The organism is Paenibacillus amylolyticus, from assembly GCF_001570725.1.
In the GTDB taxonomy this organism is placed as follows: domain Bacteria; phylum Bacillota; class Bacilli; order Paenibacillales; family Paenibacillaceae; genus Paenibacillus; species Paenibacillus amylolyticus_A.
Window position 1 is genome coordinate 1,111,635 of record NZ_BCNV01000001.1, and the last position, 21,950, is coordinate 1,133,584.

The following is a 21,950-nucleotide window of genomic DNA, read 5'->3' on the forward strand; positions in this document are numbered from 1 at the left end:
GATAGGACACTTACCTATACACTTATACATTAGGAAGTTAGCCCAATCACATCTTATAAGCTCAGAACGCCTAGACACTCTCCGACGCGGGAGAAAGACTAGCTTTCGGCCCAAAAAATTCATAATGAATGTTGTCTGCTGCAACTCCAAGCGCCAGAAGCTCCGTATACACTGACCGCATGAACGAAACGGGTCCGCACAGATAATAGGTGGCATCCAGTTCCTCAATCACTTGGCGAAGCCAGACCGCATCCATATAACCTTCCTTATGAAAATACTCATTTTCACGATCCGATACAGCAGGTTGAGTATAACAATAATAAGCTTTAACGCTCTGATTATGTTCGGCCAGATTGTTCACGTGATCACGGAACGCGTGAGATTGACCATTGGGACTTGCATGTAAAAAAGTAATTGCACGGTTTTCGTTCAACTGAACCAGCGTATTTAACATACTGATCATGGGCGTTAAGCCAACACCCCCACTAAGTAACACAACAGGACGTTTATCCTCTGCATCCAGCGTGAAGTCGCCAGCAGGAGCGGATAGTTCCACTTGACTACCTTCTTCAATGTGGTCGTGGAGATACGTGGATATGACTCCATCAGGGCGCTCTAATCCACCTAGCTCACGCTTAACGGAAATGCGATAGTAGGGTTTACCCGGGGTATCTGAAAGGCTATACTGACGAATCTGGGTAAATGACTGTGCCTCTGGCTGGATTTTGATACTAATGTATTGTCCGGGTTTATAGCTGGCGATAGGCTGACCGTCGTCTGGAACGAGGTAAAAGGACGTGATGATTTCACTTTCCTGCACTTTCTTGGCAACTTTGAAGGTACGAAATCCTTCCCAGCCACCCGTCTGGTTTTCCGCTTCCGTATACATGTCCTGTTCGATCCCGATAAAGGCGTCTGCAATGACATTGTAGGCTTCGCCCCACGCCGTGATGATTTCATCCGTTGCCGCGTCTCCAAGCACATCTTTGATGGCTTGTAGCAGATAGGTGCCGACAATCGCATATTGCTCAGGAACGATACCCAGGCTGCGATGTTTATGTGCAACTTGCCGGACGGCAGGCAGGATGGAGGACAGATGATCGATATGCAGGGCAGCGGTGTATACCATATTGGCGAGGGCGGCTTGCTGTCGTCCCTGTTTCTGATTTGCGTGATTAAAAATATTTAGAAGTTCCGGATGAGCCGTAAACATCGTTTCATAGAAATGGCGTGTGATCGCTTCCCCGTGGACTTCAAGTACAGGTACTGTAGACTTAATGACTCTAATGGTGTGCTCGCTTAACATACATTTTCCCTCCCGATATAATATGAAATAGTTGGATAAACAATCGGTCATGGAGCTGATCGTGCTTCGGTTTATAGCAAGTATAGATAGGGGGCAAGTGGGTCTGTGTGATATAGATCACACTAAACGTTAACGAAATGTGACCGCTGTTTGCAAGGAGCAACAACTAAAATGACGACTTGTAGTTTATCTTGAAGTGAGTCTATAATAGACCAGATGGAGTAAACGGTTCTGGGCCATTCGTTTTAAAATAGGGTGTAAAGTTAAAAGTGTTGACAAACGTCTTGAAAAATCGGTATAATGATTTTTGTTTGTTAAGTCAATTTCATAATACTTTTAACGGTGAAGCGTCAGAATACATACAGTCAGGATTTATTGCTTTACAAAAGCAGGCTTGAGCTGTATAACTGTCGTGATACGTTTGATACGAACTATGAAATTGGTTTCGTTTGGAGTGATGGAAATGTTAATGCCATTTCGCAAAGTGGCTACCAGTGATGGCCCCCTGAAGTTTAACGAAGAGTGGGATATCAAGGAACTGGTTTCTAACCGACAAGATATCACAGCCGTTACCCCGCTGACTGCGGACTTATCTGCAGCATTCAGAGAAGGTGACGTTGTGGATGTTCATGGCAAGCTGACTATAGGAGTGGACATGTTGTGCTCCCGTTGTCTTAAGCCGATCAATGAACATTTTCATATTGATTTTCATGAGCAATTCAAGCAGGGAAAACAGCCAGAGGATGTACACGAAGACGATGATACGCTCTATGTGGATGGAGATAGCGTTGATCTGAAGGGTTATGCCGAGGAAGTTTTTCTGCTGGATCTTCCGTTTATACCGCTATGCAGCGATACATGCAAAGGGTTATGCCCCAAGTGTGGCCATGAGCTGAACGAAGGTGACTGCGGTTGTGATAACCAGGTTATCGATCCGCGGCTTGCAGGGCTCAAGGATTTTTTTAAATGAGCATGATTGAAAATCGAACATTTTAAGACTACCTGCAAAGGTTGATTTTGATAAGGAGGTGGGAATAATGGCAGTACCTCAACGGAGAACGTCCAAGACGCGTCGCGACAAACGTCGCACTCACTTTAAATTGGCTGTACCGGGCATGGTGAAATGTGAACAATGTGGCGAACTTAAACTTAGTCACCACGTGTGCAAAGTGTGCGGAACGTACAAAGCAAGAGAGATCATCTCTCAATAATAGTTGGACATTAAGTAGCACTTCATTTCGATGAGGTGCTACTTTTTTTGGGGTTAGAGGGTATCGGTAGAGTGCGTTAGCACGCATGAAATCTGTGCTCTGCAAGAGTGGATTGTTTTTGTTAGGCCAGCCTTTCTTTTTGACACGGGATGAGATATAATATAGTTTAGTACCAGGTTCTAAGATTTGACGTTACATATAGATGAACCATGATCCGTTTGAGAACGACCCTGGTGACCAGGGATGCAACTATAGAAGCAACAGGAACGAATGGTTGAACTGGCCGGATGGGACGGTTCCGTAAACGATACAGCGGGGGGTGTCAGGCATCGAACGTGTACCGAAGAGACAGAGGCAACAGCAGTTAACCAAAATGATAGAAGAAAACCCGTTTGTGACGGATCAGGAACTTACGCGCCAATTGAAGGTGAGTATTCAGACGATTCGTCTTGACAGGTTGGAACTTGGAATACCCGAACTTCGGGAACGGATGAAACTGATGGCAGAACGCTCGTATGATCAGGTACGCTCGCTGCCCCTGCATGAGATTATCGGTGATATTGTGGATTTGCAGCTGGACAAGAGCGGTATTTCCTTGTTTGAGATTAAGGAAGAACACGTATTTTCCAGAACAGGCATTGCACGTGGACACTATGTCTTTGCACAGGCCAACTCCTTGGCTGTAGCGATTATTAATGACGAGATCGCGTTGACCGCATCAGCAGACATTCGTTTTGTCCGTTCGGTTCATTTGGGAGAAAAATGTATTGCTAAGGCTTATGTGAGATCGATTCCGGGTCAAAAGGGCAAAGCCAAAGTGGAAGTATTCACCTATGTAGGTGAAGAGATGGTGTTTCAAGGCAACTTTGTAATCTACCATTCAGGTGGAGAAGACAGCGGAGAAGGAGGTCATTTGGAATGAAAATCGTCATTGATGCCATGGGAGGCGACAATGCACCTGCATCCACGGTAGAAGGTGCGATTGCCGCAGCTACGGAATGGGCGGATACACAGATCGTCCTGATCGGCGATGAAGCCAAGCTGGAACCTCTTTTGAGTCAGTCAGGTGTGAGACCTGCCAATCTGACGGTCCGGCATGCTTCGGAAGTTATTGGATCGGATGATGAACCCGTTAAAGCAGTACGTCGCAAGAAAGATGCCTCCATGGTGGTAGCTGGCCGGATGTTGAAAGAAGGCGAAGCGGACGCGATGATCTCGGCGGGCAATACTGGAGCGTTGATGACAGCGGGTTTGCTTGTTGTAGGTCGTATGGAAGGCATTGAACGTCCGGCACTTGCGCCGATGATTCCAACGATTGATGATGTGGGTGTACTTGCCCTTGATCTCGGAGCGAATATGGATGCCAAACCGGAGCATCTTGCACAATATGGCCTGATGGGCAGTTTGTATCGGCAGAAAGTACAGGGCATAGAATCCCCAAGAGTGGGATTGCTCAATGTAGGAACAGAACCAGGCAAGGGTAATGAGTTGACCAAACATGCGTATCCCTTACTGGAGCAACTCCCAATTCGCTTTGTTGGTAATGTAGAAGCACGTGATGTGCTGACCGGTGCTTGTGATGTGCTTGTATGTGACGGTTTTGCAGGGAATATACTGCTGAAATCGCTGGAAGGCACAGCAGGGGCCATTTTCGCCTTGCTTAAGGAACAATTCTCATCTTCCCTCAAAAGTAAACTGGCTGCGGCTGTACTGATGCCTGAACTGCGTGGGTTGAAACGTAAGCTGGATTATACGGAGCATGGCGGAGCGCCGCTCCTTGGTTTGAGTAGGCTGGTTGTGAAAAGTCATGGATCTGCTGATGGCAATGCCATCAAAAATGCTGTACGCCAAGCTCGAATTGCAGTGCAGAATCAGTTGGTAGAGAGCATATCTAAGGAAATTAGCGGGAAGTGAGTGACGACATGAATAATTTGCGCCCAGTAGGGATTATTGGTACAGGGAAATATGTGCCTGAGAAAATTTTGACGAATAGCGACCTGGAAAAAATGGTCGACACTAATGACGAGTGGATCGTCAGTCGTACAGGGATCAAAGAACGTCATATTGCTGCACCCGATCAGGCAACTTCCGATCTGGCGTATGAAGCGGCTATTAAAGCCCTTGAATCTGCAGGCATGACAGGCAGTGATCTTGATCTGATTATTGTTGCAACGATTACCCCGGATTCTTCGTTCCCATCGACAGCCTGCATCTTGCAGGACAAACTGGGTGCAAAAGGTGCGGCGGCATTCGATTTGTCGGCTGCTTGTTCCGGATTTGTATATGGTTTGGCGAGTGCTACGAGTTTCATCCAAAGCGGCATGTACAACAATGCACTTGTTATTGGTGCGGACTGCTTGTCTCGTATTACGGATTATACAGACCGTAACACATGTGTCCTCTTTGGTGACGGAGCAGGCGCGGTGGTCGTTGGTGAAGTTCCGGAAGGCCGTGGATTTAAAGCATTCGATCTTGGTGCCGAAGGTGCTGGCGGCAGTCTTCTTCAGATGGAAGGCGGCGGTTCTCGTTTGCCTGCTACTGTAGAGACCGTTGAAAATAAAAAGCATTACATCTATATGAACGGTCGTGAAGTGTTCAAGTTTGCGGTACGTGTCATGGGAATGGCTACCATCGAAGTATTGCGCAAGGCTGGTATGGAGCGCACGGATGTGGATCTGTTTGTTCCTCACCAAGCAAATATTCGGATCATCCAATCTGCGATGCAACGACTTGAACTTCCTGAAGAGAAGGTTGTAGTCAACGTGGATAAGTATGCAAACACATCTGCTGCTTCCATTCCACTTGCTCTGGTAGAAGCTGCCGAGGAAGGTCGCATGAAAGCCGGAGATACTGTTCTGATGGTTGGATTCGGTGGCGGTTTGACATGGGGTGCATCCGTACTCGTTTGGTAAACTAGAGAGCTGGGAGATGAATGAGATGGGTAAAATAGCATTTGTATTTCCCGGACAGGGATCACAGGCTGTAGGCATGGCGAAGGACGCGTATGAGTCCGTGCCTGCGGCAACCGAGATTTTTCGTACAGCGGATGAAACATTGGGTTTCTCGCTGAGTAATCTTGTATTTGAAGGACCGGAGACCGAGTTGAAACAGACATCAAATACACAACCGGCTCTGTTGACAGCAAGTATTGCCTTGCTTGAAGCTTTCAAAGAAAAAGGAATTCAGCCTGATTATACGGCTGGACACAGTCTGGGAGAATACAGTGCACTGGTGGCAGCTGGCGTTCTATCGTTTGCTGATGCAGTGAGCATTGTACGGGCTCGTGGTCAGTATATGGAACAGGCAGTTCCGGGTGGACAAGGAGCTATGGCTGCTGTGTTGGGTGCGGATCGGGAAGCGCTGGGGGTGCTTTGCCGTGACGTATCTGAAAGTGGTCATGCGGTTGAACTTGCCAACATTAATTGTCCAGGACAAATCGTTGTTTCTGGTGTAAAGGAAGGCGTAGCTGCAGTCGCGGAGCGAGTGAAAGAAGCTGGCGGTAAACGCGCCATTGCATTGGAAGTAAGCGGCCCGTTCCACTCTTCATTGATGAAGGGTGCAGCTGAGAAGCTGGAAGAGAAACTGAAAACCGTCACGTTCTCACCGGCAACGGTTCCTGTAGTCGCTAATGTGACGGCAAGACCTGCAGAGAATGGACAAGTTCAGGATTTGTTAACAGCTCAGGTCTATTCTCCTGTATTATGGGAAGACAGTGTGACATGGCTTATTGAGCAAGGCGTGGATACGTTCATCGAGATTGGGTCAGGCAGTGTATTGACCGGTTTGATTAAAAAAACAGATAAAACCGTTAAACTCTACAATGTGAACAGTCTTGAAACGCTCGAAGCAACGGCAAGTGAATTAGAAGGAGTTATATGAGTTAAACTAAACTTTTTACACGAGAACGGAGAGGACAGAAAAAAACTGAAGAAGCGGAGCGTTCGCCTTTATCACCGGATTTTCCCTTTAGAAAAGGGAATCAAAAAAATCTGGGGATAACAGCGATCGGAAGTTTATTCTGTCATCGGAGTGGCAAGTGTAAACATTCTTTGGTTGAACTGATATAGATTTGGGGAAAGGAGGAATGATTATGTCTAAACCATTAGAAGGTAAAAATGCACTCGTTACCGGGGCATCCCGGGGAATTGGGCGCAGTATTGCACTGGCACTGGCTGAGGCTGGAGCGAACGTGGCCGTGAATTATGCGGGCAGTCAAGCGGCAGCTGAGGAAGTGGCGGAAGCAATCCGTGCCAAAGGAGTCAAGGCGATTACACTTCAAGCCAATGTTGGCCTGATGGATGAAGCTGAACAAATGGTCAAAGCTACACTCGAAGCATGGGGCAACGTTGATATTCTGGTGAACAATGCTGGGATTACCCGTGATAATTTGATCATGCGTATGAAAGAGGAAGAATTCGATCAGGTTATTGAAACCAATCTCAAAGGTGTGTTTAACTGCCTTAAGGCGGTTACACGTCCAATGATGAAACAACGGTCGGGAAGAATTATCAATATCTCCTCGGTTGTAGGTGTGCTTGGCAATGCTGGACAAGCGAACTATGTTGCTGCCAAAGCAGGAGTCATTGGTTTGACGAAGGCATCCGCTCGTGAACTGGCTTCTCGCGGAATCACAGTCAACTGTGTTGCACCAGGTTTCATTGAGACGGATATGACAAAAGAGTTGTCTCAGGAGCTGGTGGACGGTATGCTGAGTGGTATTCCGTTGTCCCGTTTGGGTCAGCCGGATGAAATCGCCGGTGTAGTCACGTTCCTGGCTTCACAGGCTTCATCTTATATGACAGGGCAGACGCTGCATGTCGATGGTGGCATGTACATGTAATTCTTCCCGGACTTGAACAATAGTCGGGGAACAGGCGCTGGACGATCCGAAATGCCGGAAAAAGGCCGGGTTCCCCGGCCGGGAGCCGCATATGTCTTCTATGGCATTTTGCCTGCGATTCTCGTATAATACCAAAGAAGGAGGTGAACCGGATGTCCGATGTATTGGAGCGTGTAAAACGCATCGTCGTCGACCGCTTGGGCGCAGACGAAGCTGAAGTTACACTTGAAGCATCTTTCAAAGAAGATTTGGGTGCTGATTCTTTGGATGTAGTGGAATTGGTCATGGAATTGGAAGATGAATTTGATTTGGAAATCTCTGATGAAGATGCAGAAAAAATCACGACCGTAGGTGAAGTTGTAAACTACATACAATCTCATACCTAAAGTCATTTTAGTCCCGCACATGTTTTCGAACAGGCGGGACTTCTCATCATTCATTGGTTTTTCTCATTCCGCAAGCAGCTCTACTCAAGCAGGTCTTCTGATCTTGGTTGAATATATGCCTGTTTGCGGATATTCCCACAAAATACTTGCGTAATGCAGTCGATATAGAGGTGAGTCGGTTTGAAACAAAGAGTAGTAATTACCGGAATGGGCGTAATGACATCGCTCGGAAAAGATTTGGAAACGTTCTGGGGCAGTTTAATGGCAGGAAAGTCCGGAATCTCTCAGATTGAGGCGTTTGATGTGAGTGAATATACGACACAGATTGCAGCCGAGATCAAGGATTTCAACCCGGAAGAATACATGGATCGCAAGGATGCTCGCAAAATGGACCGTTTTGTTCAGTTCGCTGTGGCAGCCGGCTTCAAAGCCGTTGAAGACAGTGGTCTGAAAATTAACGAGAACATTGATGCAGAGCGTTTCGGTGTATCCATCGGATCAGGTATTGGTGGATTGGGTACTTGGGAGGACCAACATAATGCATTGCTGCAAAAAGGTCCAAAACGTGTAAGTCCATTCTTCATTCCCATGATGATCTCGAACATGGCTTCAGGTCAAATGTCGATTTCTCTTGGTGCCAAAGGTCCGAACATTAACGTTGTTACCGCTTGTGCAACAGGTACACACTCCATCGGAGATTCCTTCAAGCTAATTGCCAATGGTGATGCAGATGCCATGATCTGTGGTGGTGCGGAAGCAACAATCAGACCAACAGGTCTTGCAGGGTTCTGTGCGATGCGCGCAATGTCTACACGTAATGATGATCCTGCGAAATCAAGTCGTCCTTTTGATACAGAACGTGATGGTTTTGTTATGGGCGAAGGCGCGGGCGTTCTGATTCTGGAATCCCTGGAACATGCTCAAAAACGTGGTGCACGTATTTATGGTGAAGTGATTGGTTATGGTCTGACTGGCGATGCACATCACATGACAGAACCAGATCCGGACGGAGCAGCACGTTGCATGAAGATGGCACTTCGCAATGCGGGCATTGAGCCTGAAGAAGTGGATTACATCAATGCACACGGAACTTCGACGCCTGTAGGCGACAGATCCGAAACACTTGCGATCAAAAAGGCGTTTGGCGATCATGCGTACAAGCTCGCGGTGAGTTCCACTAAATCCATGACAGGCCACATGCTTGGCGCTGCTGGTGGTGTAGAAGCAGTCATCTGCGGATTGTCACTGACACATCAGACACTGGCTCCAACGATTAACCTGGAAAATCAGGACCCAGAATGTGATCTGGACTATGTACCAAATGTTCCACGTCAAACTAAGGTCAATATTGCCATGTCCAATTCATTTGGATTCGGCGGTCACAATGCCACCATTATTCTCAAAAAATTTGAAGCATAAGGGGCTAGTTCGTTTGAGTGAAGATCTGAAGCAGTTACAACACAAACTTCAAATCAAATTTGACAACAGGCAGCTTTTAAAACAAGCGTTTACCCATGCTTCTTATGTAAACGAACACCGGTTCAGTCAGCATCAGGACAATGAGCGTCTGGAGTTTCTGGGCGATGCCGTGCTGGAACTGACTGTATCGGAATACTTGTATCATTTGTATCCTAACCGTCCGGAAGGTGAATTAACTAAGCTGCGGGCATCCATTGTCTGTGAGCCTTCCCTCGTCAAATTTGCTGAAGCGTTGGGTTTTGGGCAGTATGTACTTCTTGGTAAAGGTGAGGAACTAACTGGAGGCCGGACACGGCCGGCTTTGCTGGCAGATGTGTTTGAATCTTTCATTGGTGCATTGTATCTGGATCAGGGGCTTGCGCCTGTTCGGACATTTCTTGACCAGCATGTCTTCCCATTAATCGTTCTGGGCAGCAAGCTGCAAATGAGTGATTACAAAACGGAACTGCAGGAACTTACTCAGCATCACAATATGGGAGCTTTGGAATACCGTATCGTTGAGGAACGGGGACCTGCCCATGAACGTGAGTTTGTCTCGGAGGTCCATATGGGTCAAGAACGGCTTGGCAGAGGTACAGGGCGTTCCAAAAAGGAAGCGGAACAACAGGCTGCATCTGCAGCACTTGATCGTTTGAAGCTTCCGGAAGCCGGAGCTTAACCGATAGCGCATAGACAAACGAAGAGCAAAGAGCAGCCCGCGGGTCCGCCCCGGCGGAAGTAATCGGCCGGACTGCTTTTTGCTCTTTTTTTTGTAAAGAGGTTCAGGGGGAGTTAGCCTGATCGTTAACTAAATATGTTGAATCTTATTTTACACAAAATGAAGAGTGCAGAACCAATCTGAAGAAGCGAAGCTAAAAGCTTTCTGAAAGAAAGCTACATCGGAAGCATATGCTCCGCATTTATCAACGGATTTTTCCCTTGGATAAGGGAATAAAGAAAATCTGGGGATAAGAGCGATCGGAGTATGGTACTGCAATTGGAGTGATCATGTGTAATAGCAATGGTTCAATTCATTTAGGCGCTGGAATGCAATACTTGAAATTTGCAAGAGGAGGTGACGAGAAACCCTATGTTTTTAAAACGGATTGAATTGGGTGGATTCAAGTCATTCGCCGACAAAACGGAGATGGAATTCGTTCGTGGCATTACGGCTGTTGTAGGTCCGAACGGAAGTGGTAAGAGTAATATATCGGACGGAATCCGCTGGGTTCTGGGGGAACAAAGTGCCAAGTCGCTGCGTGGTGGCAAGATGGAAGATATCATTTTTGCAGGCAGTGACGCACGGAAGGCTGTTAATTTCGGCGAAGTTTCGCTAACGCTCGATAACGAGGATCACGCACTTGCATTGGATTTCGGTGAAGTGACGGTAACTCGTCGTGTACATCGCAGTGGAGATAGTGAGTATTTTATCAACAAACAATCTTGTCGTTTGAAGGATATCACGGAGTTGTTTATGGATACCGGCATTGGTAAAGAGGCCTACTCGATTATTGGACAGGGGCGAATCGAAGAGATTCTGAGTACCCGTTCAGAGGATCGCAGGGGCATTTTTGAAGAGGCTTCAGGTATCGTTAAATATAAATCCCGCAAGCGGGATGCTACGCGCAAACTGGATGAGACAGAGCAGAATTTGCTGCGGATTCATGATCTCGTGACCGAGTTGGAAGATCAGATTGGACCGCTTAAGGAACAATCGGAGAAAGCCATCCACTATAAGGAACTTCGTTCACAGCTCAAATCGCAGGAGATCTCGATGTATGTGTACCAGATCGAACAGATTCATGCTTCCTGGAGTAAGGCGAACGAAAGGCTGCAATCGCTAAAACAGGAAGAGGTTGGACTGGCCGCCATTGTCTCTACGCATGATGCCAAGCTGGAAAATGATAGGAATGCGCTGCGTATCCTGGAAACAGAGACAGAGCAACTGCAATCCGCATTATTACAATTCAGTGAAGCGACGGAGAAAAGTGAAGGGCTTGGGGAACTGCTCAAAGAACGCTCGCACCATCTTCAAACGAATCAGGAGCAGCTCAAAGTAACGCTTGCCGCCAGTGAAGAGAGACATTCCCAACGGGAAACCGAGCTCCTTGCACTGCGTGAGAAGTTTGGCAAGCTTGAGCATGAACTGAATGATGTGAGAAATCAGTTGTCGCAGGAAGAGGCCAAACTCATCGGTGTCACAGGTGGCATTAGCCAGCAGCAAGAGGAAAGCCTCAAAGGCAACTTGCTGGAGCTAATGAATCAGATGGCCCAGACACGAAATGAAATTCGTTACGTGGACCAGCAGAAAGAAACGCTGGAGCGCAGAATGAATCGCGCGGTTGAGGAATCGGGCAAATGGGAAGATCAGAAGGAAACACTGGAGAGTCGCAAAGCGGACATTGAGAAAAAAGTTGTTCGCTTGGGCAAAGAAATCAGTGATCTACGTGGTGGCTACATTACGGAAAGTGAACGACTCCAGTCGCTGCAGAAGCTGTTGGAAGAAAGTCGGGGCACAGTCCGTAAATGGGAACAGAAACGTGAAGCTCAGGTCTCCCGCCGCGATACGATGAAAGAGATGCAGGATGATTTTGACGGATTTATGCTGGGTGTCAAGGAGGTTCTCAAGGCTTCACGCAAAGGCACACTAAACGGTGTTCATGGAGCTGTGGCTGAACTCGTTAAAGTTCCTGAGAAGATCGAACTTGCAGTAGAGACAGCGATGGGCGCATCTTTGCAACATGTGGTCATGGAAAATGAATCAGTTTCAAGACAGGCGATTGCTTTTCTGAAGCAACGTCAATTGGGCCGGGCAACGTTCCTGCCTCTGGATGTCATTCGTCCACGTGCCATTGGAGCGGCTGAACGTTCCATGATCGAAGGCATGGAGGGCTTTGTGGGGATCGGTGCTGATCTCGTACAATTCGAATCCAAGTATGCTTCGATCATTGGTAGCCTGCTCGGTAATGTTATCATTGCCGAAACGCTGGAGGTCGCGAATAAAATTGCGGCTCGATGCCAGTATCGTTTCCGGGTCGTGACGCTTGAAGGCGACGTGGTTAATGCGGGTGGTTCCATGACCGGTGGTAGCCAGCATAAGAAAAATGTGAGTCTGCTCAGTCGTAAACGGCAGCTGGACCAGCTCGACCAGGATATTTTGGATACCGAAAATCAGATCGTGAAGCTGCATCGCAGTGTGGATGATGTAAAAGTTCAACTGGAGCAGTGTCAGGACAAACTGGACGAACTTCGTCAGTCCGGTGACGATACCCGAAATGCAGAACAGCAGGCTTCGATGGAAATGAAGCAGGTAGAGCATGAGCTTCGACATGTGCTTGAACAGGTTGCTGTTGCAGGTCAGGAGAAGAGCGGGTTCACCGAAGAGATCAAAGAGCTGGATACAGCTCGCATCGTTGCTGTGAAGAAGTTAGAGCAGCTTGAAGAGGAAGAAAAAGCAACGCATCGTGCCATTCATGCAGCTGAGTTTGCTCGGAAAGCCAATGAATCCGCGAAGGAGGAATTGCAGAGCCAACTCACCGAATTGAAAGTGCGCGAAGGTAAGCTCGATCAGGAGCGATTCTCCAATGGGGAACAATTGCGGCGTCTGGAGCGGGAAGTGGAGTCGCTGGTGAAAGATCTTCGTCAGAATCGCACGTTGCTGGCTTCGATGGAAGCAGATCTCAAGAAAACACAGACCGAGAGTGTCAAGCAGATTGAAGATCTGAACCAGTACAAGCTGAAAAAAGCGGAAGCTTCCCAGGAGTTGGACTTCAAACGTGCTGCCCGAAGTGAGTTGTCGAAGAAGCTTGAGCTTGCCGAGAGCGAAACGAAGGAACAGCGCATGCAGTTGAAAGCGGTGGAAGAGCAGATGCGACAGACGGAAATTTCCGTGAACCGGCTGGATGTTGAGTTGGAAAATATACTGCGGAAGCTGACGGATGAATACGAACTGGGCTATGAGCTCGCCAAAGAGCGTTATCCTGTACCGGAAGATGTGGAGCATACACAGGCAGAGGTACAGAAGCTCAAGCGCAGCATATCCGCCCTGGGTGAGGTTAACCTGGGAGCGATTGAGGAGTTCCAGCGGGTCAATGAGCGTTATGAGTTCCTGAGTGAACAGAAGAATGACCTGGTGGAAGCTAAAACAACGTTGTATCAGGTTATTCGGGAAATGGAAGACGAGATGGCGAAGCGATTCAAGATCACGTTTGATGCGATCCGCCGTGAGTTCGGTACCGTGTTTACTAAGCTGTTTGGCGGGGGACGTGCTGACCTTGTTCTGATGGACCCGGAGCGCTTGCTTGAAACGGGAATAGATATTGTGGCCCAGCCACCAGGCAAGAAACTGCAAAACCTGCAACTGTTATCTGGTGGGGAGCGGGCTTTGACGGCGATGGCTCTGTTATTTGCCATCCTGCATGTCAAACCTGTACCATTCTGCGTGCTGGATGAAGTTGAGGCAGCGTTGGACGAAGCCAACGTGGTACGTTTTGCCCAGTACTTGCGTGAGTTCTCCGAACAAACTCAGTTCATCGTTGTTACCCATCGTAAAGGTACAATGGAAGAAGCGGATGTATTGTACGGTGTTACCATGGAAGAGGGCGGCGTATCCAAGCTTGTTTCGGTTAAACTGGAAGATGAGGAAGCTGTAATTGCCTGATCTGATCCAAACCTGCGAGACACATGAACTCATTGTAATCATTGAAAATCATTTAGATTGAGCATTTTTGCAAATGCGCTTAGATTATGTACACGATGGAGGGGCTTTATGAGTTTTTTTAAGAAGCTGAGAGACAGCATTGCAAGCAAAACGGAGTCGGTCACCAAACAGTTCAAGGATGGATTGGAAAAGACACGTAAAGGGCTTGTGGAAAAAGTGTCGGATCTCGTTATCCGCCGCAAAAAAATTGATGAAGAGTTCTATGAAGAATTGGAAGAGATTCTGATTGGAGCAGACGTTGGCGTGAATACGGTCATGAACCTGATCGAAGACCTGCGCGTTGAGGTGAAAAAACGTAAAATTGAGGACGCGGCTGAACTGCAGCCTTTATTGTCCGAGAAACTGACGGATCTTCTTCGTGGTGAACAGAATAACGAACTGAAAATGAACCCGGATGGTATTACCGTCATTCTGTTCGTTGGCGTTAACGGTGTTGGTAAAACAACAACGATTGGCAAGCTGGCTCATCGCTTTAAACAGCAAGGTAAAAAAGTCATCATGGCAGCCGGAGATACGTTCCGTGCGGGAGCTATCGAACAGCTGGAAGTATGGGGACAACGTGCCGGTGTCGATGTGATCAAGCAGCAGTCCGGTTCTGATCCAGCAGCTGTTATGTATGATGCGGTACAGGCAGCAAAACAACGGGGCGCAGATGTTCTCCTCTGTGATACAGCAGGTCGTCTGCAAAATAAATCGAACCTGATGGACGAGCTTAACAAGATCTATCGTGTCATTCAGCGTGAAATTCCGGAAGCTCCGCATGAAGTACTGATGGTACTCGATGCAACAACAGGTCAAAATGCCTTGAATCAGGCTAAACTTTTCGGTGAGAAAAGCGGCGTGACTGGTCTGGTACTGACAAAACTGGATGGAACAGCTAAGGGTGGGATCGTTGTTGCGATCCGTCAGGAACTGGACCTGCCAGTGAAACTCGTGGGACTGGGTGAGAAGATTGACGATCTGCAGCCGTTCGATTCGGAGCAATTCGTGCATGCCTTGTTTGCCGGATTGATCCAGGAACAGTCACCTGAAGGTGCTGAAGAAGAGGAAGCTAATTCCTAGATCTTAATAAATGGAATAAATGAGTAGCGTTAGCCGTATTGCCAGTGATATACGTGATAAGTGTCACGTGTAAAGTCACTGGCAATACGTGTATAATGGGAATATAGAAGGCAATGCTGTAGGGTTAGAAAGGACGGTTGAAATGGCCAATACTTATACCTATTCACGCCGTGAAGAAGTCGCCAATGCGGTGACACATGGAATCGGCGCTGCACTCAGTGTAGCTGCACTGGTGCTATTAATTGTATTTTCAAGTATCAAAGGCACGGCTTGGCATGTGGTCAGTTTCACGATCTACGGGATCACCATGCTGCTGCTCTATACGAGCTCAACACTCGTACATGCATGGAAAGATGGAAAAGTGAAAGATTTATTCGAGATTTTCGACCATTCATCCATTTATTTGTTCATTGCGGGATCATATACTCCGCTTTTGTTTATTGCAGTTCGCGGCACACTTGGATGGACCCTGTTTGGTATAATCTGGGGAATCGCATTGTTCGGCGTGATTTTTAAGGCGTTCTTTACGAAAAAGTTTCTATTCATGTCTACCATTTTCTATATCGCGATGGGCTGGCTCATCGTTATTGCCTGGCAACCGCTTATGGCTGCCATTCCTACTGGCGGAATCGTGTTGCTGGTTGCTGGAGGTCTGATGTATACACTGGGGACGCTATTTTATGTGTGGCGTGGATTTCCTTATCACCATGCGATTTGGCATCTCTTTGTGCTAGCAGGCAGTATTCTTCATTTCTTCATGGTACTGCTGTACCTGACACCACTTCGCTAGAACACCATAAACGGATGCATCTCCATTGGTTGAGACGCATTCGTTTTTCTTCTACATAGAGGTGGAGCGTGGAGGTACAGATCGGGATTGCTTGTTATGAAAAAGGGTAGAAACTACCTGTTTAGCAGCGAAATGGGACGTCATTAGAGCTGTTTTTATTGTGACAAGTATTTTTGCTTGACAACCTGATTTGTTTTAGGTATTATTAGGAACGTTGCAAGAGTGTAAAGTGTTTTTCCTTGACGAAGGGAGTGCCCCGATGTGAGTCAAGAAAACCGGCTTGAGAAGACAAACCGGATTAACTTGCTGTTTGCTTTTTATGAATTGTTACTTACCGAGAAACAGCAGACTTTTCTAAAGTATTACTTTCATGACGATTTTTCACTTGGTGAAATTGCAGCCGAGTTTGAGATCAGCCGCCAGGCGGTATACGAGCATATCAAGCGTGCCGAACAAGTGCTGGAAAATTACGAAAGCAAGCTGGGCTTGCTGGAAAAGCATGAACGGCGTAATCGCAATCTTGAAGATTTGCAAAATGCATTGGAACGCGCAGGCGTCTCCATTGATAACAACAAACAAATACACGATATCGTTGCTCAGCTTAGTGAATGAAACTTTGGTTGAGCGGAACGTATCGGTCTGGAAAACAGTATTAAAGCTTAAGGAGGTGGGATCATGGCATTTGAAGGATTAACGACCCGATTACAGAATGTGTTCAGCAAGCTGCGCGGCAAAGGCAAGGTGTCTGATGAGGATGTAGCCGAAGCTATGCGCGAGGTACGTCTGGCATTGCTCGAAGCGGATGTAAACTTCAAAGTGGTCAAGGAATTCATCGCCAAGGTGAAAGAGAAGGCTGTTGGCAAAGAAGTGATGGAGAGCTTCACGCCAGGAATGGTCATCATCGACATCGTTAACAAGGAATTGACGGATTTGATGGGCGGAAGCCAAGCGAAACTGGCTAAAGCGAACAAACCGCCTACGGTGCTGATGATGGTTGGTTTGCAGGGTGCTGGTAAAACAACCACATCGGGTAAACTGGCTAAAATGCTGCAAAAGCAAAACAGCAGACCATTGCTTGTTGCAGGGGATATTTATCGTCCGGCAGCGATCAAACAGTTGCAAGTACTCGGCGAGCAGATCAAAGCGCCGGTATTCACACTGGGAGATCAGACAAGCCCTGTTGAGATAGCACGTCAAGGTCTTCAACATGCCAAAGATAACGGTAATGACTATGTCATTATCGATACGGCTGGACGTCTGCATGTCGATGAAGAGCTGATGGAAGAGCTTCGCCAGATTCACAGCGTAGTGAATCCGGATGAAGTACTGCTTGTCGTAGACAGTATGACAGGTCAGGATGCGGTTAACGTAGCAGAACACTTTAATCAGCAACTTAATCTGACCGGGGTTGTCTTGACGAAGCTGGATGGCGACACTCGTGGTGGTGCCGCACTTTCCGTCAAAGCAGTTACGGGTTGTCCAATCAAGTTTGCTTCCCTTGGAGAGAAACTTGACGCTTTGGAGCCGTTCCATCCGGAACGTATGGCTTCACGGATTCTCGGTATGGGTGATATGTTATCTCTGATTGAGAAAGCTCAATTAAACATTGATACCGATAAAGCCAAGGAAATGGAACGGAAGATGCGTAATGCAGAATTCACGTTTGAAGATTTCCTGGAGCAGATGGATCAAGTGAAAAAGTTGGGACCAATCGATCAGATCATGGATATGATTCCTGGCATGGGCAAGATGAAACAAGCCAAAGACTTGAAGGTTGATGATAAACAGATGGGCCGGATCGAAGCGATCGTCTACTCTATGACGACCGAAGAGAAACGAAACCCGGACATGATCAACCATAGCCGCCGGAAGCGTATTGCTACGGGTAGCGGAACATCTCTGGCTGAAGTAAATCGTCTGATCAAGCAGTTTGATGAGATGCGCCGCATGATGAAACAGTTCTCGGATATGATGGGACCTAAAGGCGGTAAAAATAAAGCTATGAAGCAGCTTAAAGGTATGGGTAAAGGAATGAAGTTTCCTTTCCGTTAATTAAGCGAAGCTAAATCATATACAGATTTCATTGAAGGAGGTGAATTTTCAAATGGCAGTTCGTATTCGTCTGAAACGTATGGGTGCTCACAAAGCTCCTTTCTACCGCGTAGTGGTATCGGATTCCCGTTCCCCACGTGACGGTCGTTTTATCGAGGAGATCGGTTACTACAACCCGGTTGAACAACCGGCTGTTGTTAAGATCGATGAAGATAAAGCATTGGCATGGCTTCAAAACGGTGCACAAGCATCTGACACTGTCCGCAACTTGCTTAGCAAAGCGGGCGTGATGAAGAAGTTCCACGAGTCTAAATTATCTAAATAAAGTGCTGATTCGGAGGGTCATCTATGGAAGAATTAGTAAGCATAATTGCTAAGGCTTTGGTCGATCATCCGGAAGATGTGACGGTTCGGACGGTTGAGAAAGACCGGCTTGTCGTTTATGAGTTAACTGTTCATCCCGACGATGTTGGGAAGGTAATTGGTAAACAGGGACGAATCGCAAAATCTCTTCGCACGGTCGTCACATCAGCAGCAGTTAAGATGGATAAACGGGTTACCGTTGATATCATATCTTAAAGATATACGAAAGGGGGTTAGGATGCATGTCCTAGCCCCTTTTCGTGCATGCTGAACTTAATATGTTGGATTAGATATTGAATTAAAATATTTTTGGGTATGAGTGACTTCGTAGCAGTGCAGGGGACGGGATCGATTCTGGAGAAGCGTTAGCGTTCGCCTTTATCACCTCATTTTCACCTTTTAAAGTAAGTTTGAAAAATGAGGGGGTAACAGCGATCGAAAGAACGAACCGTCGCCGGAACGATCATACGAGAGTCGAAGTAGCTGTTTAGTTTGATTTAATTTCATAGGAGGAAATATGGCAGAGTTTATGAATGTAGGTAAAATCGTCAATACGCATGGAATTCGCGGCGAGGTAAGAATCATGCCTTTAACTGATTTCCCGGAAGTGCGTTTCGCGAAAAATGCAGAGTTGTTTTTCTTTACACCAGATAATCATCCAGTCATGGTCAACGTGGAATCTTCACGTTTGCATAAGAATATGTATATTCTTCGTCTGAAAGAGTATGGCAATATTAATGAAGTCGAGAAGTTTAAAGGCGGCATGGCCAAAGTGTTGAAAGAGAACCTGGCTGAACTGGAGGAAGGTGAATACTACTTCCATCAAATCGTTGGGTGTTCTGTCATCACTGAAGAGGGTGAAACGCTTGGAACCATCTCTGAAATTTTGACTCCAGGTGCCAATGATGTATGGGTTGTCAAAACGCCAGCAGGCAAAGAAGTACTGATTCCTGTTATTGATGATGTAGTACTTGATGTGGACATCGAACAGCAGCAAGTGAAGATTCATCTGATGGAAGGACTGCTGTAACATGAAAGTGGATGTATTAACATTATTCCCGGAGATGTTTGACGGCGTATTCGGAGCAAGCATTTTGGGTAAAGCCCAAACGAAGGGGCTGGTGTCCCTCGGTGCAACCAACTTCCGTAATTATGCGACCAATAAGCACAATACGGTCGATGATGCTCCTTACGGTGGGGGTGGAGGCATGGTGCTGAAACCAGATCCGATCTTTGCTGCTGTTGAAGATGTGCTGGAGCAACGCGGAGAAGCCGCGGCAACGATGAAAGCTCCACGTATCATTTTAATGTGTCCGCAAGGTGAGACGTTTACACAGAAAAAAGCAGAAGAACTTGTACAGGAAGATCATCTGATTTTTATATGCGGACATTATGAAGGTTACGATGAGCGAATCCGCGAATTTCTCGTGACGGATGAACTATCCATTGGTGATTACGTACTCACGGGTGGGGAGTTGCCTGCTATGGTTGCGATTGACAGCATCGTACGTCTTATCCCCGGTGTGCTTGGCAATGAGACAAGCGCAGTAACCGATTCATTCAGCACCGGACTCCTGGAATATCCACATTACACACGCCCACCCGAGTTTAGGGGCATGAAAGTGCCGGATATGCTGTTGTCAGGACATCACCTGAACATTGAGGCGTGGCGTAGAGAACAATCTTTGCTTCGTACGCTAGAGCGTAGACCAGAGATGTTGGAAACGGCCGACTTGACGGACAAAGAGCGAATTTGGTTGAAAAAGATACGCTCAAACCGTGAAAATAACATTGAGTAATATGCATCGTATGAACACGTAAATATATCTTTTTTTAGAGTTCGAAAAGCTAACCTTGATACCACAGGTTGGCTTTTTTTATTTATATTGTAAGAAGAGAGCTGGATTTCGATTGGTCCATCCTATAAAATATAGATATATTTTAAAACTAAGTTTCATTAATTGAAACAGGAGGGGGTGTATGAATGACTTACAATATTATTGGTCTTGATCATATTCAGCTCGCAGCACCAGAAGGTTGTGAGGCGGAGGCGCGTCATTTTTTCAATAATGTATTGGGATGGACCGAGATTCCCAAACCTGAAGCTCTAAGAAAACGGGGTGGTGTATGGTTCGATTGTGGCAGACACCAAGTGCATATTGGTGTACAAAAAGATTTCATTCCCGCTACAAAAGCTCATCCGGCCTTTCATGTACAACATTTGGATCAGTTGCGTGATCATCTAAATCATAACCATATTCATATTGTCGATGACGAAGCAAGGCTAGATGAAGGTGTACGACGATTCTATATAAATGATCCTTTTGGCAATCGTCTTGAGTTCTTAGAGTGGGTATGAATCATTCGTTTAAAACGGTTCTTGTTGACGTGAGTACTTTCTTGCAGCTTTGAACATTTTTGCATGACCACATAATAGGGTTGTAAAAATAAGGGGTTTTCTTTATGGTGAACTCAGCTGGATTTGAATAACAAAGATACGCTGAGGAGGAAGGTTATGAAACATCAGCCTTATGAAATCGCCAAAGTAGATATTAGCCAGGCCGGAGAACGGTGCAAAATGCTTTTGGGAGATCTGAATGGGGACGGCAGACTTGAGATATTGCTGGTACAGGCAGATGGGGGCATAGACGATCGGTATGTTCCGCATCAGGTCTGCTGCTTGACTGCGTTTGATCTGGAAGGAACATTACTATGGCAGGTGGGAACACCTGATCCGAATGCAGGCGGTCCAGGCTCAGACTATCCCGCTCAGATCGCAGATTGGGATGGTGACGGAAATAATGAAATATTGTGTGTCATGGACAAACAATTTCTCGTGTTGAATGGCGAGACTGGAGAGATCAAAGAAACACATGATCTGCCAGGTAATGAAGCACATGATTGCATTATTCTCGCCAACCTGACGGGTAAGCAGCAGAAAATGGACATTATACTGAAAGACCGCTATAAGACGTTATGGGCACTCGACCATGAATTTAATTTGTTATGGAAGCATGAAGGGAATCCGGGGCATTTTCCATGGGTATATGATATTGATGGAGACGGTAAGGATGAAGTGATGGCCGGATATGACATGCTGGATCATGATGGGACGTTGTTATGGTCTTGTAAGAATCTGGATGATCATGCCGACTGTATTTGGTTTGGAGATGTTGACGGTGATGGGCAAGTCGAGGTTGTTATTGGTGGCAGCGTCACGGTCATGATGGACCGCTATGGTAATGAGAAATGGCGTTATGAAGATTCGATTGAATCACAGCATATTGCGCTGGGCCATTTTTGTACTGGAATGGAAGGGTTACAGATTGCAGGCTTGGACCGGATTATCCGGGGGGATGAGAACGGTAAGGATGGAATGTTCATGCTGGATCGTGACGGAAAAGAAATATGGAAAGAAAATCGCACGACTCGTGGATGGTTAACGATTATAGAGCCTGTATGTAACTGGGATGAAGGTGGACTTGATTATATTTTGGCGTATCGCCGAGGTGGAGATGTGTTGCCTTCTTTGGTAGATGGAGACATGAAAACGGTTACTCAATTCCCGAAAGAGGGATATGTGGTGCATGCAGACCTGGTTCAGACGGGGAAAGAACAGATCATCATCTATGACGCACAAGAAGCAGTGATGTATTCCAGCTCTCCGATGACATTATCACTTACTGATGCAAAAAGAGCCAAGCCACAGCTTAAAAGGCTGTATAGCTCGACTCTGTATCCCGGCGGTGAAGTTTAAATCTA

At 46.7% G+C, this 21,950-nt stretch carries 22 protein-coding genes; 21 read left to right on the forward strand and 1 reads right to left on the reverse strand.

The window, feature by feature from the left end:
• Positions 1-70 precede the first annotated feature (70 nt).
• Positions 71-1,306, reverse strand: coding sequence for an NO-inducible flavohemoprotein (gene hmpA, locus PAHA3_RS05125; protein ID WP_062833758.1), 1,236 nt, complete (start codon positions 1,304-1,306; stop codon positions 71-73).
• 463 nt (positions 1,307-1,769) lie between these two features.
• Between hmpA and PAHA3_RS05130 the strand changes: the two genes are divergently transcribed.
• From PAHA3_RS05130 to PAHA3_RS05230, 21 genes are all read left to right on the forward strand, one after another.
• Positions 1,770-2,276, forward strand: a complete 507-nt coding sequence (locus tag PAHA3_RS05130) for a YceD family protein (RefSeq protein WP_062833759.1) — start codon at positions 1,770-1,772, stop codon at positions 2,274-2,276.
• Positions 2,277-2,343: 67 nt separating this feature from the next.
• Positions 2,344-2,517 (forward strand): 50S ribosomal protein L32, encoded by a 174-nt coding sequence (gene rpmF, locus PAHA3_RS05135; protein ID WP_017689233.1) that lies wholly within the window; start codon positions 2,344-2,346, stop codon positions 2,515-2,517.
• Positions 2,518-2,890: 373 nt separating this feature from the next.
• Positions 2,891-3,439, forward strand: coding sequence for a transcription factor FapR (gene fapR / locus PAHA3_RS05140; protein WP_062833760.1), 549 nt, complete (start codon positions 2,891-2,893; stop codon positions 3,437-3,439).
• Complete coding sequence (gene plsX, locus PAHA3_RS05145) at positions 3,436-4,431, forward strand: phosphate acyltransferase PlsX (protein WP_017689231.1); 996 nt, start codon at positions 3,436-3,438, stop codon at positions 4,429-4,431. Before fapR ends, plsX begins: the two co-directional genes overlap by 4 nt.
• A gap of 8 nt (positions 4,432-4,439) precedes the next feature.
• On the forward strand, positions 4,440-5,429 hold the full coding sequence (locus PAHA3_RS05150; protein ID WP_062833761.1) for a beta-ketoacyl-ACP synthase III: 990 nt from the start codon (positions 4,440-4,442) through the stop codon (positions 5,427-5,429).
• A 25-nt stretch (positions 5,430-5,454) separates the two neighbouring features.
• Positions 5,455-6,396, forward strand: a complete 942-nt coding sequence (gene fabD / locus PAHA3_RS05155; RefSeq protein WP_062833762.1) for an ACP S-malonyltransferase — start codon at positions 5,455-5,457, stop codon at positions 6,394-6,396.
• A 211-nt stretch (positions 6,397-6,607) separates the two neighbouring features.
• Complete coding sequence (gene fabG / locus PAHA3_RS05160) at positions 6,608-7,357, forward strand: 3-oxoacyl-[acyl-carrier-protein] reductase (protein ID WP_017689228.1); 750 nt, start codon at positions 6,608-6,610, stop codon at positions 7,355-7,357.
• A 152-nt stretch (positions 7,358-7,509) separates the two neighbouring features.
• Positions 7,510-7,743: an acyl carrier protein gene (gene acpP, locus PAHA3_RS05165; protein WP_024630176.1), complete on the forward strand. Its 234-nt coding sequence runs from the start codon at positions 7,510-7,512 to the stop codon at positions 7,741-7,743.
• 180 nt (positions 7,744-7,923) lie between these two features.
• Positions 7,924-9,162, forward strand: a complete 1,239-nt coding sequence (gene fabF, locus PAHA3_RS05170; protein WP_062833763.1) for a beta-ketoacyl-ACP synthase II — start codon at positions 7,924-7,926, stop codon at positions 9,160-9,162.
• A 13-nt stretch (positions 9,163-9,175) separates the two neighbouring features.
• Positions 9,176-9,880 (forward strand): ribonuclease III, encoded by a 705-nt coding sequence (rnc, locus tag PAHA3_RS05175; protein WP_036670338.1) that lies wholly within the window; start codon positions 9,176-9,178, stop codon positions 9,878-9,880.
• A gap of 411 nt (positions 9,881-10,291) precedes the next feature.
• Positions 10,292-13,861 carry a chromosome segregation protein SMC gene (gene smc, locus PAHA3_RS05180; protein ID WP_062833764.1) on the forward strand — a complete coding sequence of 1,190 codons (3,570 nt, stop codon included), beginning with the start codon at positions 10,292-10,294 and terminating at the stop codon, positions 13,859-13,861.
• Positions 13,862-13,969: 108 nt separating this feature from the next.
• Positions 13,970-14,983: a signal recognition particle-docking protein FtsY gene (gene ftsY / locus PAHA3_RS05185; protein ID WP_062833765.1), complete on the forward strand. Its 1,014-nt coding sequence runs from the start codon at positions 13,970-13,972 to the stop codon at positions 14,981-14,983.
• Between the two features lie 142 nt (positions 14,984-15,125).
• Positions 15,126-15,773 carry a PAQR family membrane homeostasis protein TrhA gene (gene trhA / locus PAHA3_RS05190; RefSeq protein ID WP_062833766.1) on the forward strand — a complete coding sequence of 216 codons (648 nt, stop codon included), beginning with the start codon at positions 15,126-15,128 and terminating at the stop codon, positions 15,771-15,773.
• 261 nt (positions 15,774-16,034) lie between these two features.
• Positions 16,035-16,385, forward strand: coding sequence for a YlxM family DNA-binding protein (ylxM, locus tag PAHA3_RS05195; protein ID WP_017689221.1), 351 nt, complete (start codon positions 16,035-16,037; stop codon positions 16,383-16,385).
• A gap of 63 nt (positions 16,386-16,448) precedes the next feature.
• Positions 16,449-17,825 (forward strand): signal recognition particle protein, encoded by a 1,377-nt coding sequence (gene ffh / locus PAHA3_RS05200; RefSeq protein WP_062833767.1) that lies wholly within the window; start codon positions 16,449-16,451, stop codon positions 17,823-17,825.
• 52 nt (positions 17,826-17,877) lie between these two features.
• A complete protein-coding gene (gene rpsP, locus PAHA3_RS05205; protein ID WP_017689219.1) occupies positions 17,878-18,150 on the forward strand; it encodes a 30S ribosomal protein S16 in 273 nt (90 codons plus the stop codon).
• A gap of 23 nt (positions 18,151-18,173) precedes the next feature.
• The gene (locus PAHA3_RS05210; protein ID WP_017689218.1) at positions 18,174-18,404 is read left to right on the forward strand and encodes a KH domain-containing protein; all 231 of its coding nucleotides are present in this window, start codon (positions 18,174-18,176) and stop codon (positions 18,402-18,404) included.
• Between the two features lie 301 nt (positions 18,405-18,705).
• A complete protein-coding gene (gene rimM / locus PAHA3_RS05215; RefSeq protein ID WP_062833768.1) occupies positions 18,706-19,218 on the forward strand; it encodes a ribosome maturation factor RimM in 513 nt (170 codons plus the stop codon).
• Between the two features lies 1 nt (position 19,219).
• Positions 19,220-19,987, forward strand: a complete 768-nt coding sequence (gene trmD, locus PAHA3_RS05220) for a tRNA (guanosine(37)-N1)-methyltransferase TrmD (RefSeq protein ID WP_062833769.1) — start codon at positions 19,220-19,222, stop codon at positions 19,985-19,987.
• A 185-nt stretch (positions 19,988-20,172) separates the two neighbouring features.
• Positions 20,173-20,547, forward strand: a complete 375-nt coding sequence (locus tag PAHA3_RS05225) for a VOC family protein (RefSeq protein WP_062833770.1) — start codon at positions 20,173-20,175, stop codon at positions 20,545-20,547.
• 156 nt (positions 20,548-20,703) lie between these two features.
• Entirely contained in the window at positions 20,704-21,945 is a 1,242-nt protein-coding gene (locus PAHA3_RS05230; protein ID WP_062833771.1) for a hypothetical protein, read from the forward strand.
• Positions 21,946-21,950: the final 5 nt, after the last annotated feature.

Excerpts from the sequence above, each read along its gene's own strand:
- hmpA (WP_062833758.1), bottom strand. The coding sequence starts at position 1,306 with ATGTTAAGCGAGCACACCATTAGAGTCATTAAGTCTACAGTACCTGTA.
- PAHA3_RS05130 (WP_062833759.1), top strand. The coding sequence starts at position 1,770 with ATGTTAATGCCATTTCGCAAAGTGGCTACCAGTGATGGCCCCCTGAAG.
- rpmF (WP_017689233.1), top strand. The coding sequence starts at position 2,344 with ATGGCAGTACCTCAACGGAGAACGTCCAAGACGCGTCGCGACAAACGT.
- fapR (WP_062833760.1), top strand. The coding sequence starts at position 2,891 with ATGATAGAAGAAAACCCGTTTGTGACGGATCAGGAACTTACGCGCCAA.
- plsX (WP_017689231.1), top strand. The coding sequence starts at position 3,436 with ATGAAAATCGTCATTGATGCCATGGGAGGCGACAATGCACCTGCATCC.
- PAHA3_RS05150 (WP_062833761.1), top strand. The coding sequence starts at position 4,440 with ATGAATAATTTGCGCCCAGTAGGGATTATTGGTACAGGGAAATATGTG.
- fabD (WP_062833762.1), top strand. The coding sequence starts at position 5,455 with ATGGGTAAAATAGCATTTGTATTTCCCGGACAGGGATCACAGGCTGTA.
- fabG (WP_017689228.1), top strand. The coding sequence starts at position 6,608 with ATGTCTAAACCATTAGAAGGTAAAAATGCACTCGTTACCGGGGCATCC.
- acpP (WP_024630176.1), top strand. The coding sequence starts at position 7,510 with ATGTCCGATGTATTGGAGCGTGTAAAACGCATCGTCGTCGACCGCTTG.
- smc (WP_062833764.1), top strand. The coding sequence starts at position 10,292 with ATGTTTTTAAAACGGATTGAATTGGGTGGATTCAAGTCATTCGCCGAC.
- ftsY (WP_062833765.1), top strand. The coding sequence starts at position 13,970 with ATGAGTTTTTTTAAGAAGCTGAGAGACAGCATTGCAAGCAAAACGGAG.
- trhA (WP_062833766.1), top strand. The coding sequence starts at position 15,126 with ATGGCCAATACTTATACCTATTCACGCCGTGAAGAAGTCGCCAATGCG.
- ffh (WP_062833767.1), top strand. The coding sequence starts at position 16,449 with ATGGCATTTGAAGGATTAACGACCCGATTACAGAATGTGTTCAGCAAG.
- rpsP (WP_017689219.1), top strand. The coding sequence starts at position 17,878 with ATGGCAGTTCGTATTCGTCTGAAACGTATGGGTGCTCACAAAGCTCCT.
- PAHA3_RS05210 (WP_017689218.1), top strand. The coding sequence starts at position 18,174 with ATGGAAGAATTAGTAAGCATAATTGCTAAGGCTTTGGTCGATCATCCG.
- rimM (WP_062833768.1), top strand. The coding sequence starts at position 18,706 with ATGGCAGAGTTTATGAATGTAGGTAAAATCGTCAATACGCATGGAATT.
- trmD (WP_062833769.1), top strand. The coding sequence starts at position 19,220 with ATGAAAGTGGATGTATTAACATTATTCCCGGAGATGTTTGACGGCGTA.
- PAHA3_RS05225 (WP_062833770.1), top strand. The coding sequence starts at position 20,173 with ATGACTTACAATATTATTGGTCTTGATCATATTCAGCTCGCAGCACCA.
- PAHA3_RS05230 (WP_062833771.1), top strand. The coding sequence starts at position 20,704 with ATGAAACATCAGCCTTATGAAATCGCCAAAGTAGATATTAGCCAGGCC.